The following is a 15973-nucleotide window of genomic DNA, read 5'->3' on the forward strand; positions in this document are numbered from 1 at the left end:
TTATTTTATCTAACTTATAAAATAATAGTGATTTAAAGATAAGGAGTCACAATTCATATTTTTACAGATTTTTGTTATATGCGGCAAGCAGGGGTTAGAAAGATTTATGACATCTTGATAAATTTCTGCTGATTTTGTATTAATCTTGCGCTTTCATGTCATATCCATCACCTCAAACCGAAGAATATAAAAAAACCGTCCCTACTACAGGGACGGTTGCTTCCGTGGTGCCACCCAAATTAGCTTTACATCGGGTGTATATAACAAAAGCATCTCATCTTCAGGATGAAATGCTTGCCACCTCAATGTAAAACTCACTCTTATCAGATACAGCGATATTATCGCGATATCCTGTCCTTTGCTAACGGGGGACGTGCCGTGCAAAGCTACTTAAACTATTTCGCCTTGCCTTCTCCGGGACCCATTCACTATGACTTTCGGTGCCGCACTCCCACCACCGGCGGCTCTCTTCGACCTTCTGCCAAAGCTACTCTTTCCCATCACTGAATTTCCGACTTGATTAAGGATAATTATATCATGACTTATAAATGTATGTCAACTTCATTTCGTTTTTTTAAAATTAAAATTTTATTCTTTTTCGATGCCGATTCGGGTAACAACCCAGGCGTTATCTACCCACTTCCAATGAGTAATAATTTCGGCAATAGAATCTGCCCCGGCGATACCTCTTACACTCTGGTAGGCTTCCAGCTCATATACCCCATCATTGTCTAAATCCTTAACATTTATAAGGCCATAGGGATAAGGCATTATTTCAGTGCCGGGTTTTTGAAGCTTCCCGTCGCTGTAAAGACCCAGTTCGTCATATATTTCCTTGCGGTCTTTTAGGTCTAGCAATGTCTGGATATCATAGGTTCCGTTAGGATCTTTTATACAAATCTTTGCTTTATAATTTTCATCGAAGTTTCCTGAAACATTTACAATATCTCTTTGGGAGTTGAAAATCAGTCGGGGCCTATCATCTTTTGCTGTGTAAATATAATAGTTTATTATACCGCCACTGCCGCCGGTAGGAAGTGAAATAACTATTTCAGGCACGCTATCGCCTGTAATATCCGCCAGCACAGCATCGGGAGTATAGCCACCATCGCCGTCCTCGGGAAGTTTTATCAAATACCCGCGGCCTTTTAGGTTTTCTATTAAGATGTATACATGCTCCATATAGATATCTGAGTCCTCGAATTTTTGACCTAGAAAATATACCGTTTCTTCTTTGCCATCACCGTTTACATCTGCTTTTTCTTGTTTGAGAATAAATATATTTTCCTGGGGCAGCTTATATTTTTTAATCCTTCTTGAGTCAAGTTTTTCTAAGACTTGTTCACTTTGCGATTGCAAAATTTGTTCAGAAGGTGCTGTAGAGCTCTCTTCCCCCATAGCAAGATTTGTAAAACCAAAAGCTGTCAACAAGACGCAAAAGGCTGTTAAAATTCCTAAAAACCGTTTCATGTATTATCTCCTCCCCGCATTCTATATGCTGATTATATCACATAATCCGAGAGAAGATATACGGACTTATGAATTTCCTTAAACTATCTTGTCTCTTCCATTGCGGATTTTACCGGTTTTACCGGTTCAAGTTCAACTCTTAAAACTCTGCCTATAGGCTTGTAAACTAGAAAAGTAAGGGTCGAATTTATGGATGCTTTCAGTAAATTAAAAGGTATTATAATCGGCACAATCATGGCTTTTACGGCTTCCATTGGCACATTCATAAACTTTGTAGTAAAGATTAGGTTAAGGGGTATCATTACAAGTGTCATGCTGATTGATGCTGCAATAAGCGCAATCACCGCACCCTTTTGTGTATGGATTTTTTTGTAAATATATCCTGCAACCGCAACCATCGTTCCAGTGGCTATAAAATGCATTATGGCCCCTATCCAACCGCTTCCGGCGCTGACCGTAAAGGCTTGTATAATTGATACTGCAAGGGTTACCAGAACGCCTGCGGCAGGTCCGAATAAAAACGCTGCTATAAGGGCGGGTATATCGCCCGGTTCATACTCTAGAAAAGGGGCTGCCGGAATAAGGGGAAATCTTACCAAAAACATTAAAAGTATTGATAGAGCTGCAAGCATAGCAAGTCTCGACATTTTGTTTACTTCGCTTTTTCTCATAGAACACCCTCCGTAAATTTAAAAATTCCCCAAGATATAATCTTGGGGAATCCGCTTCACACAAAAAATCAATCTTCTTCCATCCAGACTTTACTGTCGGCCTCGGAATCTCACCGATGTCTGCTTTCGCTCGCGGGCTAACGGCACCTGCCGCATTACCGCCGGTCGGGAATTGCACCCTGCCCCGAAGATTATATCCGGTTTTTTTAACTAACTCCATGATAACACTGCTCTTTGCTGTTGTCAATAAGGAATTGTGAAAAGGCTCACAGTTTGATAAAATAATACTTACGATTTACTATAAAAATTTTGGAGGGAATATGATGGCTGAAGCAAAAAAGTCACCTCTTGAAAAAGAATATGAAAATGCATGGGACAGGTATAGCAAGGCAGAACTAGATAAGGTTTTTGACCTGGGCGAAAAGTATATCAACTTTATATCTCGCTGCAAAACAGAAAGAGAGTGCGTAGATGAGTTCCGCACTGTCGCAGAAAAAGCCGGTTACAAAAATATAAAAGAATTTATCGAGCAGAAAAAACTGCTAAAACCCGGAGATAAAATATATGCAGAAGTTATGGGCAAAACTATCGCTTTATTTGTAATAGGCAAAAGACCGTTAGAAGAAGGAATGAATATCATCGGGGCGCATATCGATTCGCCAAGGCTAGATTTAAAACAAAATCCGCTTTATGAAGACACAGACCTTGCGATGTTTGAGACTCATTATTATGGCGGAATTAAGAAATACCAGTGGGTTACTCTTCCTCTTGCTCTGCACGGGGTTATAGTAAAAAAAGACGGGACCCGTATAAATGTGGTAATCGGAGAAGAAGATGACGATCCTGTTGTTGGCGTATCGGATTTGCTGATTCACCTTGCAAAGGATCAGATGAAAAAGACTTTAGCCGATGGTATTGACGGCGAGAACCTAAATATCCTTGTGGGCAGTATCCCAATTAAAGATAAAAAAGCCAAGAATAGAGTAAAACAAAATATTTTGCAGATATTAAACGAAAAATATGGGATTAAAGAAGAAGACTTCGTATCTGCGGAAATAGAAGTAGTGCCCGCAGGTAAGGCAAGGCATTACGGGATAGACAAGAGCATGATTATGGCTTACGGCCAAGATGACAGGGTATGTGCTTATACATCTTTCGAAGCTATAATGCAGGTTGAAAAACCTGAAAAAACCTGTGTTGCTCTTTTAGTAGATAAAGAGGAAATCGGAAGTGTGGGGGCCACCGGTATGCACTCCAGATTCTTTGAAAACGCCGTAGCAGAGATTGCAAATTTATTGGGAGAATACAGCGAACTTACTGTAAGAAGGGCCCTGAGCAACTCAAAGATGATATCATCTGATGTAAATGCCGCTTTCGATCCTAATTTCCCCGAGGTGATGGAAAAGAACAATTCCTCAAGGTTCGGGAGGGGTATCGTTTTTAACAAATACACAGGGTCAAGGGGAAAAAGCGGCAGTAATGATGCCAATGCTGAGTTTATTGCACAACTTCGGGCTATAATGGAAAAACACAACGTTAGCTGGCAGACAGCAGAGCTTGGCAAAGTGGATCAGGGTGGAGGAGGTACTATCGCCTACATTTTAGCAAATTACGGCATGGAGGTAATTGATGCAGGCATTGCTTTACATAACATGCACGCACCCTGGGAAATTTCCTGCAAAGCCGACTTATATGAGGCTGTAAAAGCCTACAAAGCATTTTTAATCGAGGCATAGATTTAAAGCCCCTGCTTTTTACGCAGGGGCTTTGCTAGTTTGGCCAACTGATAAGCCTTAATATAACCCGGCCTTTGTTTCTTTCATGCTTATCATTATATTCTTCTTTTGTGTATAATGATCAAGCATCATTAAGTGGGTTTCGCGGCCGATGCCCGATTTCTTGTAGCCGCCAAAAGGCGTATGCGCAGGCAGGTTGTTGTAATCATTCACCCAAACACGACCTGCTTCTATTCCTCGTGCAACTTTAAGGGCTTTGTTTATGTCTTTTGTCCAAACCGCTCCTGCAAGACCGTATTCGGTATCGTTTGCCATCTTTATTACTTCGTCTTCATCTTTGAACTTTATAAAGCAGGCAACAGGGCCGAATATCTCTTCCTGTGCAATTCTCATTTTGTTGTCCACATCTGTAAATATTGTAGGCTCCATAAAATAGCCTTTTTTAAGGTTGTTTTTGTTAATTCTGGAACCTCCGCAGGCAAGTTTGGCTCCTTCTTTTTTACCGATTTTAATGTAATTTAATATCTTTTTTAGCTGAGCTTCGTTTATCTGAGAGCCCATAACAGTATCTTCTTCCCAAGGAAGGCCCACTTTTATTTTTTTGAAAGCATCTACACATTCGGCAAGGAATTTATCATATATGTCTTCATGAACAAATACTCTTGAGCCGGCGCAGCAAACCTGGCCTTGGTTGAACAATATTCCAAGCTGCACACCTTCGATAGCTTTTTCCCACGGGCAATCAGGAAAATAAATATTTGCGGACTTTCCGCCGAGCTCTAATGTCGAAGGTATAAGCTTTTTAGCTGCGGCCTCAGCTATACTGTATCCTACTTCGGTCGAACCCGTAAAAGCAAGTTTTCTAAATCCCGGATGTTCCAATATGTAGTTTCCTGTAGTAGAGCCGCTGCCGGTTACGATATTTACAACTCCCGGAGGAAGCACATCATTGATTAATTTGCCAAGTTCCAAGATGCTAAGCGGTGTAGAAGAAGATGGTTTAATGACAACTGTGCATCCTGCAGCAAGTGCAGGCGCAAGTTTCCATGCAGCCATAAGCAGAGGGAAATTCCATGGTATTATTTGCCCAACAACTCCGATAGGTTCTTTTAAAATGATACTCATGGTATCCTTGTCAATCATCGCGGCTTTTCCTTCTTCGGCTCTTATCGCTCCTGCAAAATACCGAAAATGATCGGAGCTCAAAGGAACATCAATATTTCTTGTTTCGCGAATAGGTTTGCCATTATCTAGAGTCTCGACCATGGCAAGTTTTTCGGCATTTTCATCAATTAAATCAGCTATTTTAAGTAGTATATTTGCTTTATTCTGTGCGCTGGTATCTTTCCATGTTTCAAAAGCCTTCCATGCAGCATTTACAGCTTCGTCCACATCCTCTTTGCCGGCATTGGCGCAAGTTGCCAAAAGTTCGCCATTTGCCGGACAATAAGTCTCAAATGTTTTCCCGTCTTTTGCCTCCACCCATCTACCGCCAATTAGTAATTGATACTTTTTGTCAATGGGTTTATCCAAGGAAATCGTCTCCTTTAATTTTTATTTAGGCATACGCCTAGGAAAAAATGATTTTGTGACAACATAAAATTTTGAAAAAATTAGGGAGGTGTTTGCGAGATATTTTAGGAATTCGCTGATGGGATAATTTTATCTGACTTTATTATCTTCTTTGAATATATTATCATATTATTATCTTTTTATCAATCATGAGTGTTTACTCAATTTGATATTTTCATTTATTATGCTGCCGCATACTTTTGTCATTTTGAGTGCGGAGAGGATTCTATTCTTTGAAGATCCTTCACTACGTTTAAGATGGCAAAGCTGTATTATAAAAACCTTCCGCAGAAAACACGGAAGGTTTTTTAAACTTGCCTATATTAAATCAGAAACAATCTTGCCTTTTCCATATACTTCTTCCCAGTCTTTTTCAAACTTTCTTATAGCAGAGTCAGTCAGCGGATGCTCTAAAAGTTTTTCAAACAGTTCAGGCGGAACAGTTACAGCATGTGTTCCTACTTGGCTTGCTTTATGGATTTGTTCTAAATTTTTAAAGCTTGCAGCAACTACTTTGGTTTTCAAATTGTAAATCTTGAATTCTTTAATGATTTCGGAAACTACTTCTACCCCATCGCCTATTATATTATCAAGACGATTTACATAGGGCGCTACAAAGTCTGCCCCTGCTCTTGCCGCAATTAATGCCTGCTGAGGCGTAAATACTGCCGTAGCAGTAGTCTTTATGCCTTTTTGACTTAGTATCTGAATTGCTTTTATCCCATAAGGGCTTACAGGGATTTTTACATATAGGTTTTCGCCCAGGAATTTGTTTAAAATCTCTCCTTCTTTCACTATATCTTCTGCGCTTTTGCCTAGTGTCTGGACATGAATCATTTTATCCGGTCCTAAGATTTCCTTTAACTGTGTAAAAAGCTGCCTAAAATCCATTTTTTCTTTTGACACAAGCGTCGGATTCGTAGTTACTCCGTCGATAGGATAAATATTGCAGAGCCTTTTTATTTCTTTGACATTTGCAGTATCTAATAAATACAGCATGCTATCTCTCCCTGTTAGAATAATTTATATGTTGTATTTCTCTGCTTAATCCTATCACAAACTTTTTCAGCTTTCAATTTTTTATAGGTTGTTTGACCCTCTCTCCATCTTTTCCCTCAAATTCTCTGCCCCAGCCTGAGATGCAGGCAAATAGCGTCACAAACCAGACTGCCCAACTGTAAAAAACGGTGAAAAATAAGGAAGATGGATCTAGGGGTTGCACAAAAGGATATGTGGAAGACACCGATTTCATGGTGCCTAGCAATAGCAAAACACATCCGCCATAGGGCACAAAGAACGGAAAGGAGCAAACTGCTGTGCTTAAGATATCAGCACGTCTGTAAGGATGCAAATCGTTTTTTCGTCCTATGGCATTTACAAAGGGAGATACGCATATATTTGCTATGGTATTTATGGCAGCGATAAGTATTCCGAAAATCGTTGACAATAAAAATATGGCAATATCTGCATCTCTTGGAGTTTTGATTACTTTTTCATTGAGCCAGTTTACAGTTGTTTCCATACAACCGCTTTTAACCAGCAAATTACCCATTGATACAACTACCATCAAAAGTATGGAAACTGTCGTCATGCCTGCAACACCATCAGGGATTGCTCCTACAACTGCGCCATCTTTAATCACGGCAAGGTCCGCTACGCTAAATAGTCCGGCTGCAAGACCGATTATTATGGCAAGGATTGTCCCTGTGCTAAGTGTTGCAAAGATACTGTTTCCTTTTACAGCCATCCAAATTACCACAGCAGTTGGGATGAGGAGAAGAAGACCCATTGGATTTTGGTATTCGGTAAGTATTTTTGCTGCGCTTTCTGTATTTGTCGAAGCCGCGCTTCCTCCAAAAAACCAAAACAGCACCGCTGCAATAATTCCGGCAACTATTACATACTTAAAACGGCTTTTGACTACTCCACCTATCTCCGCGGTTCCTTCTTTATATTTATATGTTTGACTGGTTGCAGATATTATGGTGGTATCCGAAACCGGAGCCAGATTGTCTCCAAAGGCTGCACCGCTTAATATAGCTCCTCCCAGCACTGCAGGATTTGAGCCCAAAAGAAGTCCTGCGGGGTAAAGTATAAAACCCATTGTGGCAATGGTGCCGAAACCTGTACCGGTTGCTACCGCAAAAATAGCAGAAAATATAAATGCTGCTACTGTGAAGGCTGCGCCTTTTACTCCTAGTTTACAGCTCAGCCATACCAATCCTTCTACTAATTTGCCGCTTTTTAATATGCTTCCGTATATACCAACAACCAACCATATAAGGACTGCGGTCATACCCACATCAGAACCCAATCCTTCTATGATAACATTCCAATACTCTTCTTTGTTTTCGCAAAAAAACATGCCGATAATAAGCCCGATTATTCCTGATGCTATCATCATATTAAGGTCTGCTGCTTTCATGAAAGAAAGGGAAATGGTGATTATGATGAATATGATAAATGGCACTAGGGCCGCAAATTGGTTAGGTCTAAAGGATAATATTTTAGTGTCTTTTTTGTCCATTATGAAGCCTCCTGATGTATTGTTTTTAATGAAGCTTTATATTAAAATGAACTTACGGTTTATTTTTCATCGCAATTTCTTTTTGTGAAGCTGCGATTTTTTATTTAATCGCATCTATTTATCATAATGTCCAAAATAACATCGTTTGTCTTTATCATTCCGGGTGATGCTATTTTCCCAATGTTCTGCATGGTTTCTTCCACTGTATTTCCTACGATACCGCTGTCTTTGGGTATATGAATATTTTTCAATGCCAAAAGTGCTGAAAGTATGGCGGTGCTTGCAGCCGTTACAGCCTTCATTGAACAGCCAAAGTTGCCGCCATCGCAGATTATTCCTGTGATATCCGCTGCCATGTTATTTATTGTAAAACCTATCTGTTCATTATTCCCACCTAAAAGGCAGCATATGCCTGCACTTGATCCTGTGCCTGCCGCAATAGCACAGCCACAAAAAGCCGACAGCCTTCCGGCAAAGGTTTTTATGTACATTGTAACAAGATAGCTTAAAAGTATTGATCTTACAAGTTTTTCCTCCGGTATTTCTTTTTTATCGGCTATTGCTATGAGAGGCAGTGTTGCTACAAGACCATGGTCACCGCTTCCGCATATGGACATAGCAGGTTTTGAAACTCCTCCCATTCGGGCATCAACTGCATATCCTGTATATGCCATTGCATAAGTTAATATATCTTCCTTCAGCCATCCTTCTTCTATAAGGTCCGATATACCCCTTCCTACTTTCATGCCTTGACCCTGTTTGCCCTCTTTGGCAAGTTCATCATTGACCCTGACTGCTTCTAATATAAAATTTATGTCTTCATATGGTGTGTGCTCTGCTATATCTATCAAGTCTTTAAGTACAAGCTTTGATATATCAAAAGCCTTGTCTTTTGAAGTTTCGCTTTCCGCATCTTTTTTAAAGATTTCTTTTCCGTCTTTTTCTATTAAAACTATATTTGTATGTTTATCTTTTATGACAGCTCTACCTGTGCCCTTATCAGTTTCCACTATTGCATCTATAAAAATATCAGATGCACCTCGTTTTACATTTATCTCGATTTTTCCTTCTTTAATCATCTCCTTTGCCTTTGACACATCATCTTCTGTTACGTCTTCTAGTACCCTTAAACCTAAATTCGGCTTTCCGGCTATTACCCCAAGTGCTGCCGCCATCTCATTTCCTTTTTCAGAAGTTCCCGGTATGGCACATGAAAACCCGTTCTTGAAAACCCCTTCATCCATCAGAACTGCAACCTTCTTTACCTCACCTCCAACTACTTCATAAGCCTTAGCCGTAGAAAGCGCGATAGCGGCCGGCTCTGTAACCCCCAAAGCTGGAACCATCTCCTCCTTCACTTGTTCTATAGCCTTTTGATAAAGTTCATTTGACATACGAATACCTCCTTGAAAATCTGTACAAAGCATAGAAAATAAGTCTTATCTACTATTGTAACTTTAATTATTACATATATCAACCTTTCTGTAGCTTATATTATTACATTGTGGTTATGAAACCTCTATTTTCCTCCGTTTTTCTCTTTTTTTCTTGTAAGTTTGCTTAGAATCACTTATAATGTCTGTAAGAAGTAATAAATACGATTACAAACGGTGATTAATAATGAATATAGGGACACGTATTAAAGTTTTGCGAAATAAGAAAGGACTAACTGCTATGCAACTTGCGGAAATGGTAAGCATATCCCGTGAGCATTTAAGCGCGGTCGAAAATGGAATAAAACCAATTTCTCTTACAACCCTCCAAAAAATCTGCGATGCTTTGGGCATTACGCTCGCCGAATTTTTTATGGATGAAAACGTTAATCTACCTCCTGAATATCAAGAATTACTTGAAAATGTTAAGGTACTTTCTCCTAAACAATTAGAACTGTTAAATGAATTTTTGAAGACGTTAAGGCAATAGAATTCAAATAAGTAAACTGGCTATTTCCGAAAATAAAAAATAGGCATTGGTAAGCTGAATAAAAAGTTTACTAATGCCTAATGAAAGAGATCAAGGAACATGTCATAAATGTATGACATGTTCCTTTTTAAATTTGTGCGCTTTATGAATTGAATTTATTTATGCTTTTGATATGAAGAACACTTAACTGCTTAAAACTGTTCTCATATATATCGAAAAATTGCGTTATCTCTCTTCCCTGTCTGCGGATTTCCTCATCATTATCAGCAGATAATTGCCATCCATAAGTTTTGTATGCTTCCCAGTTTTTCTTACTGACTGGTTTCAAGTTAAATTCTTTTTGAATTGCTTTAAATCCTTCTTCATAATCAATAAGGGCTTGTTTAAAAGCTTTGTCGGTATCTTTAAAAACCGGCATTTTATCCTTATTAGACCCTATGGCATAAGCCTCATTACTGCTTTTTGCAAAATCGCCTCCGAGTTTACTTGTATCATATTCGCCTACTACTTCGCTGTTAGGATTTGCACAGGCGATTAATAAAAACATCGCGCACAAAGTGATTGCAAGGATATAATATTTTTTCATGTTTTACCTCCATGGTTTTAAATGCTGTTGTGCCTCTGATGCAAAAGTTATAGAGTTATGAGAAGTTTCAATTCCTTATAGGTAGGCTATAAACGTCTCAACGACGAGGAAAAACCGGATTTACCGGTCATGTTTCAATTCCTTATAGGTAGGCTATAAACGTATCCGTAAAAACGAAGAAGAAGCAAAACAACTTATAAGTTTCAATTCCTTATAGGTAGGCTATAAACAAATATACATTGCTTTGTATTCTCAGTAACTCTATCTCTGTTTCAATTCCTTATAGGTAGGCTATAAACAGTGGCTCAAAGCGCAACAGAGCCGTCCGCATGACCGTGTTTCAATTCCTTATAGGTAGGCTATAAACTTAATAAAAATCTTTCTGTAATTCTTGAGAATTGCAAGTTTCAATTCCTTATAGGTAGGCTATAAACATGAATACTTAAATTACCTAAAAGTCAACGGCAGGTCGTTTCAATTCCTTATAGGTAGGCTATAAACGAAGCGGCCTTATTAATAGTATCCGGGCTATCTTTGTTTCAATTCCTTATAGGTAGGCTATAAACTTTCACTATGTCTTATTTCCTCGATCCATTCTTTAGTTTCAATTCCTTATAGGTAGGCTATAAACCTTTGTGGTCTTTGTTCTTTATGCCCTGCAAATACGTTTCAATTCCTTATAGGTAGGCTATAAACCAAAAACGCAACAAACGAAGATTTAATGGAAGCACTGTTTCAATTCCTTATAGGTAGGCTATAAACCGTTGACCCTGGTACTCCGGGTACGCTCAAATATGAGTTTCAATTCCTTATAGGTAGGCTATAAACCTCATGCTGCACTAGTGGCAGAAGCAGGACCAGAAGCAAGTTTCAATTCCTTATAGGTAGGCTATAAACCTTCGCCATGGCCTGTTGCTGATTTGCCTCCGATAGTTTCAATTCCTTATAGGTAGGCTATAAACTCTTTAAGGTCCGAGACTTCGCTTGCTCTGGGTCCTGCATGTTTCAATTCCTTATAGGTAGGCTATAAACTTCATTTATCTTATCTAAATGTTCGGATTCTTGGTTTAGTTTCAATTCCTTATAGGTAGGCTATAAACTGCATTTTTGGCTGAATCAGCGAAAGCATCAAAATCGTTTCAATTCCTTATAGGTAGGCTATAAACAATGCATCGAAATCTTCCGGTTGGTCTTGTATATTCCTGTTTCAATTCCTTATAGGTAGGCTATAAACTTTTTATGACAGTGGCGGAGGAACTTCTTTTATTACGGGTTTCAATTCCTTATAGGTAGGCTATAAACGCGGATTCGAGATTCGCTATCTTTACACCTTTGCCCGGTTTCAATTCCTTATAGGTAGGCTATAAACACTGAAAGCTTCGGAGAAATATATTCTGAAAGGGCGTTGTTTCAATTCCTTATAGGTAGGCTATAAACGCAAAAAATGAAAAAAACAGTTAATTTATATAAATGTTTCAATTCCTTATAGGTAGGCTATAAACTACTGATGATTGAAAAGAAATGGGAAATTGACGAAAGTTTCAATTCCTTATAGGTAGGCTATAAACTATCGTCTTTTAAAGCATTGGGATGCTCTCTAAAAAAGTTTCAATTCCTTATAGGTAGGCTATAAACAAATTAGTTGACTTTACTTTTTTCTTTCTTTCTAATGTTTCAATTCCTTATAGGTAGGCTATAAACTTAGCCCCCTTTATCTTCCTTAGTTCCTTTTTATCGAGTTTCAATTCCTTATAGGTAGGCTATAAACGCTTCGGCTTGTTCAGGAACTGCAAATTATTGTATTGTTTCAATTCCTTATAGGTAGGCTATAAACTATCTTTTTGACTCCTAGATAACCTATCTAATTTAGTTTCAATTCCTTATAGGTAGGCTATAAACAAATATCCTTCTTCGTTCCTGTTCGTGTCTGCTGAATCGTTTCAATTCCTTATAGGTAGGCTATAAACTGGATAAAGGCTTCCAAGATGTCGGCCAGGTCAGTGTTTCAATTCCTTATAGGTAGGCTATAAACATAGAAGAATAAACCCTTACGCCGTGGAACATTCCGAGTTTCAATTCCTTATAGGTAGGCTATAAACAACTTTGGACGTGAAATTCATGTCCGCCGCCTGGTAGTTTCAATTCCTTATAGGTAGGCTATAAACGTTAAGAAATATTTTTACTCAATAGACCATGACATTCTAGTTTCAATTCCTTATAGGTAGGCTATAAACTTGTAGCCTAATACCTGATGCTGAAACGGCGTTGCCTGTTTCAATTCCTTATAGGTAGGCTATAAACTTGACATATCTATATCTCCATGGATGCACTCATATCGTTTCAATTCCTTATAGGTAGGCTATAAACAAATGTTCTTGTGTTAATTCTCCGTTGCTACCGCAAGTTTCAATTCCTTATAGGTAGGCTATAAACGACCTAAAGTTCAAAAGAGACCTCGCAGAAGTAACATAGTTTCAATTCCTTATAGGTAGGCTATAAACTAATTGATGACCTTATTAAAAATGCTGAGGAAGCCTAGTTTCAATTCCTTATAGGTAGGCTATAAACGTAATTTGTATCGGCTCGTCGAAACCGGGGAGTTTGTTTCAATTCCTTATAGGTAGGCTATAAACGGTCATAACGGCCGCTTTTTTACTTAAATTTTTTAGTTTCAATTCCTTATAGGTAGGCTATAAACCTTGTAACTTGGCGAAACGCAATGGGAAGGTTATAGAGTTTCAATTCCTTATAGGTAGGCTATAAACAAATGCTAAGGAGGTGAAGCGGTTGAACAATCGTTGTTTCAATTCCTTATAGGTAGGCTATAAACAGTATAGAAAACAATTCATTTGCAATGTAAAAATAAAGTTTCAATTCCTTATAGGTAGGCTATAAACGAATATTGCGGATTTATATGTATTTTCCATGAAAACGCGTTTCAATTCCTTATAGGTAGGCTATAAACGTGATTAAAATTAAAATCTACGTTTTTGCCGGGAAAGTGTTTCAATTCCTTATAGGTAGGCTATAAACATAAAAATCCCTTGCAAAACGCAAAGACATATGCTAGTTTCAATTCCTTATAGGTAGGCTATAAACCGAAGGGTGGCAAGGCAAAATATCTGGAAGACCCCTTGTTTCAATTCCTTATAGGTAGGCTATAAACCGAGAATTGCAAATGAAATATTAGAAGCAATTGCGTTTCAATTCCTTATAGGTAGGCTATAAACCTTTTCCGGCTGCCATGTGCCATCCGGGTATCCGTTTAGTTTCAATTCCTTATAGGTAGGCTATAAACTTGTTCATTCTTGAGGTAGAGGCTGAAGATAGCCGGTTTCAATTCCTTATAGGTAGGCTATAAACGTAAACCAATCTCTCCAGCGTTTTCTAAAATTGAGAGTTTCAATTCCTTATAGGTAGGCTATAAACGACGACATACAGGCAAGCCTAGCAAGACAAAAATGTTTCAATTCCTTATAGGTAGGCTATAAACAGTGCCGAGAAAGGGTAAGCATCCAGATTGCCCATGTTTCAATTCCTTATAGGTAGGCTATAAACGCAAAATCACGATTTTGGTATCGTGCCTGGAACTGGAAGGTTTCAATTCCTTATAGGTAGGCTATAAACTATTTTTCCCCTGAGTGGCATATTTGCCAGCAGGTGTTTCAATTCCTTATAGGTAGGCTATAAACAACTCCAAGTTTTCTACCTCCTTTCCAGCTTGTCAAGTTTCAATTCCTTATAGGTAGGCTATAAACATTAACAAAACCTTTGGGTGCTGTCGATTTGTATTGTTTCAATTCCTTATAGGTAGGCTATAAACGTGGCTGGCCTAAAGAAGTGGCTTGCCGTGGGATAGTTTCAATTCCTTATAGGTAGGCTATAAACGTGAACAAGCATTAGAACCTGCAATAGAGAAGCACTGTTTCAATTCCTTATAGGTAGGCTATAAACCCGTAAATTAGGGTAAAAAATAAAGAAAATGCGAGAAAAATAATTTCTGTAATTTTCTATACATAACTTCTACATAGAATCAAAAAATCCTTCTTTTCCATATCAATTCTTTATTTGATGGCAATTTTTGTTTGTCGTCGATCTCCGGGGGTTTTTGCGCTATTGGGGATCGACGACATTAGAAAACTTTATATGTAAAATGAGATAATTGCATGATTAACTTGTAATATATAATAATTAAGAAGGCATTAACTAATAATGCTGAACTTATGTTTGTATGTAAACTCCTCTTTCTAATACTCCTGGTAAATTTGCTTTACTGCCTGGCGCTAAGCATATCTTGCTTTCTTTTATTTTTGGAGTAGCTATAGAGAAATCGGCTTCTACAATAATATGTTCAATTTTCCCCATTCCAAATATCCCGTTACAGTATTCGCTATAATTCTTTAAATACACATTTGCAATGGATTTCCCTTCTTCATCTAAGCCCCAAAATTCAAGTTCTTCTTTAGTAATTTCGCACTTTCTAATAAGTTTTATTCTGCCAAATCCATATCGGCTTTCTCCTCCGAGCGTAAGTTCTAGGCCCTCTTTAAGGAAGTGTAAAACGCTGTCAGCAACACTTTCATCATCACTAACGCTTAATAGACCTGACCAATACAAACTATTGTTAGATTCCTTCATGCCAGTCTTTGATATCGGAAGAATGACCTCAATTTCATGAAGCGATTCACGTTTAGCAGCTTGCATTGCAGGGCTAATAGCTGTAGAAATATATGTATCTGTAAATTCTACTCTAAAATCTTTTTCTGATATACTTCCCAAATAAAACAGGCCATCAACATAAGTTGGAAATAGCGGATCTTCATTTTCTTTAAATGAGGGAAAAAAGCAAGATATGTTTTTGAATAATTCTTTGCTTACATTAAAATCTTCTTCTGTTCCTCCTAAATATCCGCCATATCTCTTAGCCAGTGCTCCCCACATTGTCCAGCCTGGAATAAAAATCCTTGTTTCAGAAAGGACACCATAATTTCCGGCACCTATATGTATGGGTTCCATCTGTTTGAAGATTAATTTATACCATTTTTTACTCATTCTCGTCACCTAGTGCTTTTACATGATATCGTGCATAAATCAATACTGTCTCCAATGCTTCTCTGAAAAATAAAAGTTCATGTAAATTTTCTGAGAGGTTTTGGAAGAATGCCTCATTTCTACCTTCTCTATCGCTATAATTTATATCTTTCAACTTTTCGTCTTTTAGGTTCACATATTCCTTAAGTTCTTTTATAATATCATTAACAAATATTTTAGAATATATTTTATTATCTTTATCTTTATCTTTTGATTTGCAGAATACATAATAAGCATAGACTCCATCATTTACCAAAACGCCTAACGCTTTGTCAATATGTGCTTTTAAACCGCTTCTTTCCGGCCCCCTTGTCTCGCTAATACTCTTGAGTATATTATATCCTAACTTATTTATGACTGCGTCAAGATTTTCTTTTTTAGACATAATGTCACCCCC

11 protein-coding genes, 1 CRISPR repeat array, 1 riboswitch and 1 other annotated feature are annotated in these 15973 nt (G+C 38.1%); of the genes, 2 read left to right on the top strand and 9 right to left on the bottom strand.

The genetic code is table 11. From position 1 onward, the window contains the following. Nucleotides 1–205: 205 nt before the first annotated feature. Nucleotides 206–513, bottom strand: a binding site (T-box leader). Nucleotides 514–588: 75 nt separating this feature from the next. After that, on the bottom strand, nucleotides 589–1470 hold the full coding sequence (locus TSYNT_RS03725; protein WP_059031849.1) for a hypothetical protein: 882 nt from the start codon (nucleotides 1468–1470) through the stop codon (nucleotides 589–591). 83 nt (nucleotides 1471–1553) lie between these two features. Continuing rightward, nucleotides 1554–2141, bottom strand: coding sequence for an ECF transporter S component (locus TSYNT_RS03730; protein ID WP_059031851.1), 588 nt, complete (start codon nucleotides 2139–2141; stop codon nucleotides 1554–1556). Between the two features lie 67 nt (nucleotides 2142–2208). After that, nucleotides 2209–2337: riboswitch (FMN riboswitch) on the bottom strand. Nucleotides 2338–2464: 127 nt separating this feature from the next. On the opposite strand from TSYNT_RS03730, the gene TSYNT_RS03735 reads away from it, so the two are divergent. Next, entirely contained in the window at nucleotides 2465–3877 is a 1413-nt protein-coding gene (locus TSYNT_RS03735; RefSeq protein WP_059031853.1) for an aminopeptidase, read from the top strand. A gap of 57 nt (nucleotides 3878–3934) precedes the next feature. Here TSYNT_RS03735 and TSYNT_RS03740 read toward each other — a convergent pair whose 3' ends face one another. The 4 genes from TSYNT_RS03740 to TSYNT_RS03755 form a co-directional block, all read right to left on the bottom strand. Next, a complete protein-coding gene (locus tag TSYNT_RS03740; RefSeq protein WP_059031855.1) occupies nucleotides 3935–5410 on the bottom strand; it encodes an aldehyde dehydrogenase family protein in 1476 nt (491 codons plus the stop codon). A 357-nt stretch (nucleotides 5411–5767) separates the two neighbouring features. Then, nucleotides 5768–6448 (bottom strand): fructose-6-phosphate aldolase, encoded by a 681-nt coding sequence (gene fsa / locus TSYNT_RS03745; RefSeq protein WP_059031857.1) that lies wholly within the window; start codon nucleotides 6446–6448, stop codon nucleotides 5768–5770. A 73-nt stretch (nucleotides 6449–6521) separates the two neighbouring features. Further along, a complete protein-coding gene (locus tag TSYNT_RS03750; protein ID WP_059031859.1) occupies nucleotides 6522–7976 on the bottom strand; it encodes a Na+/H+ antiporter NhaC family protein in 1455 nt (484 codons plus the stop codon). Between the two features lie 104 nt (nucleotides 7977–8080). Then, nucleotides 8081–9370 (bottom strand): L-cysteine desulfidase family protein, encoded by a 1290-nt coding sequence (locus tag TSYNT_RS03755; protein ID WP_059031862.1) that lies wholly within the window; start codon nucleotides 9368–9370, stop codon nucleotides 8081–8083. Nucleotides 9371–9596: 226 nt separating this feature from the next. On the opposite strand from TSYNT_RS03755, the gene TSYNT_RS03760 reads away from it, so the two are divergent. Further along, the gene (locus TSYNT_RS03760) at nucleotides 9597–9899 is read left to right on the top strand and encodes a helix-turn-helix domain-containing protein (protein WP_059031864.1); all 303 of its coding nucleotides are present in this window, start codon (nucleotides 9597–9599) and stop codon (nucleotides 9897–9899) included. 142 nt (nucleotides 9900–10041) lie between these two features. Here TSYNT_RS03760 and TSYNT_RS03765 read toward each other — a convergent pair whose 3' ends face one another. The 3 genes from TSYNT_RS03765 to TSYNT_RS03775 form a co-directional block, all read right to left on the bottom strand. Next, nucleotides 10042–10485: a hypothetical protein gene (locus TSYNT_RS03765; RefSeq protein ID WP_059031866.1), complete on the bottom strand. Its 444-nt coding sequence runs from the start codon at nucleotides 10483–10485 to the stop codon at nucleotides 10042–10044. A gap of 64 nt (nucleotides 10486–10549) precedes the next feature. After that, nucleotides 10550–14439: direct repeats of the CRISPR family, unit length 30 nt; unit sequence GTTTCAATTCCTTATAGGTAGGCTATAAAC. Nucleotides 14440–14706: 267 nt separating this feature from the next. Next, nucleotides 14707–15537 carry a hypothetical protein gene (locus tag TSYNT_RS03770; protein WP_059031867.1) on the bottom strand — a complete coding sequence of 277 codons (831 nt, stop codon included), beginning with the start codon at nucleotides 15535–15537 and terminating at the stop codon, nucleotides 14707–14709. Beyond that, nucleotides 15530–15961, bottom strand: coding sequence for a hypothetical protein (locus TSYNT_RS03775; RefSeq protein WP_059031869.1), 432 nt, complete (start codon nucleotides 15959–15961; stop codon nucleotides 15530–15532). The genes TSYNT_RS03770 and TSYNT_RS03775 overlap by 8 nt, the downstream gene beginning before the upstream one ends. Nucleotides 15962–15973 lie beyond the last annotated feature (12 nt).

The sequence above is a fragment of the Tepidanaerobacter syntrophicus genome, from assembly GCF_001485475.2.
GTDB lineage: Bacteria > Bacillota > Thermosediminibacteria > Thermosediminibacterales > Tepidanaerobacteraceae > Tepidanaerobacter > Tepidanaerobacter syntrophicus.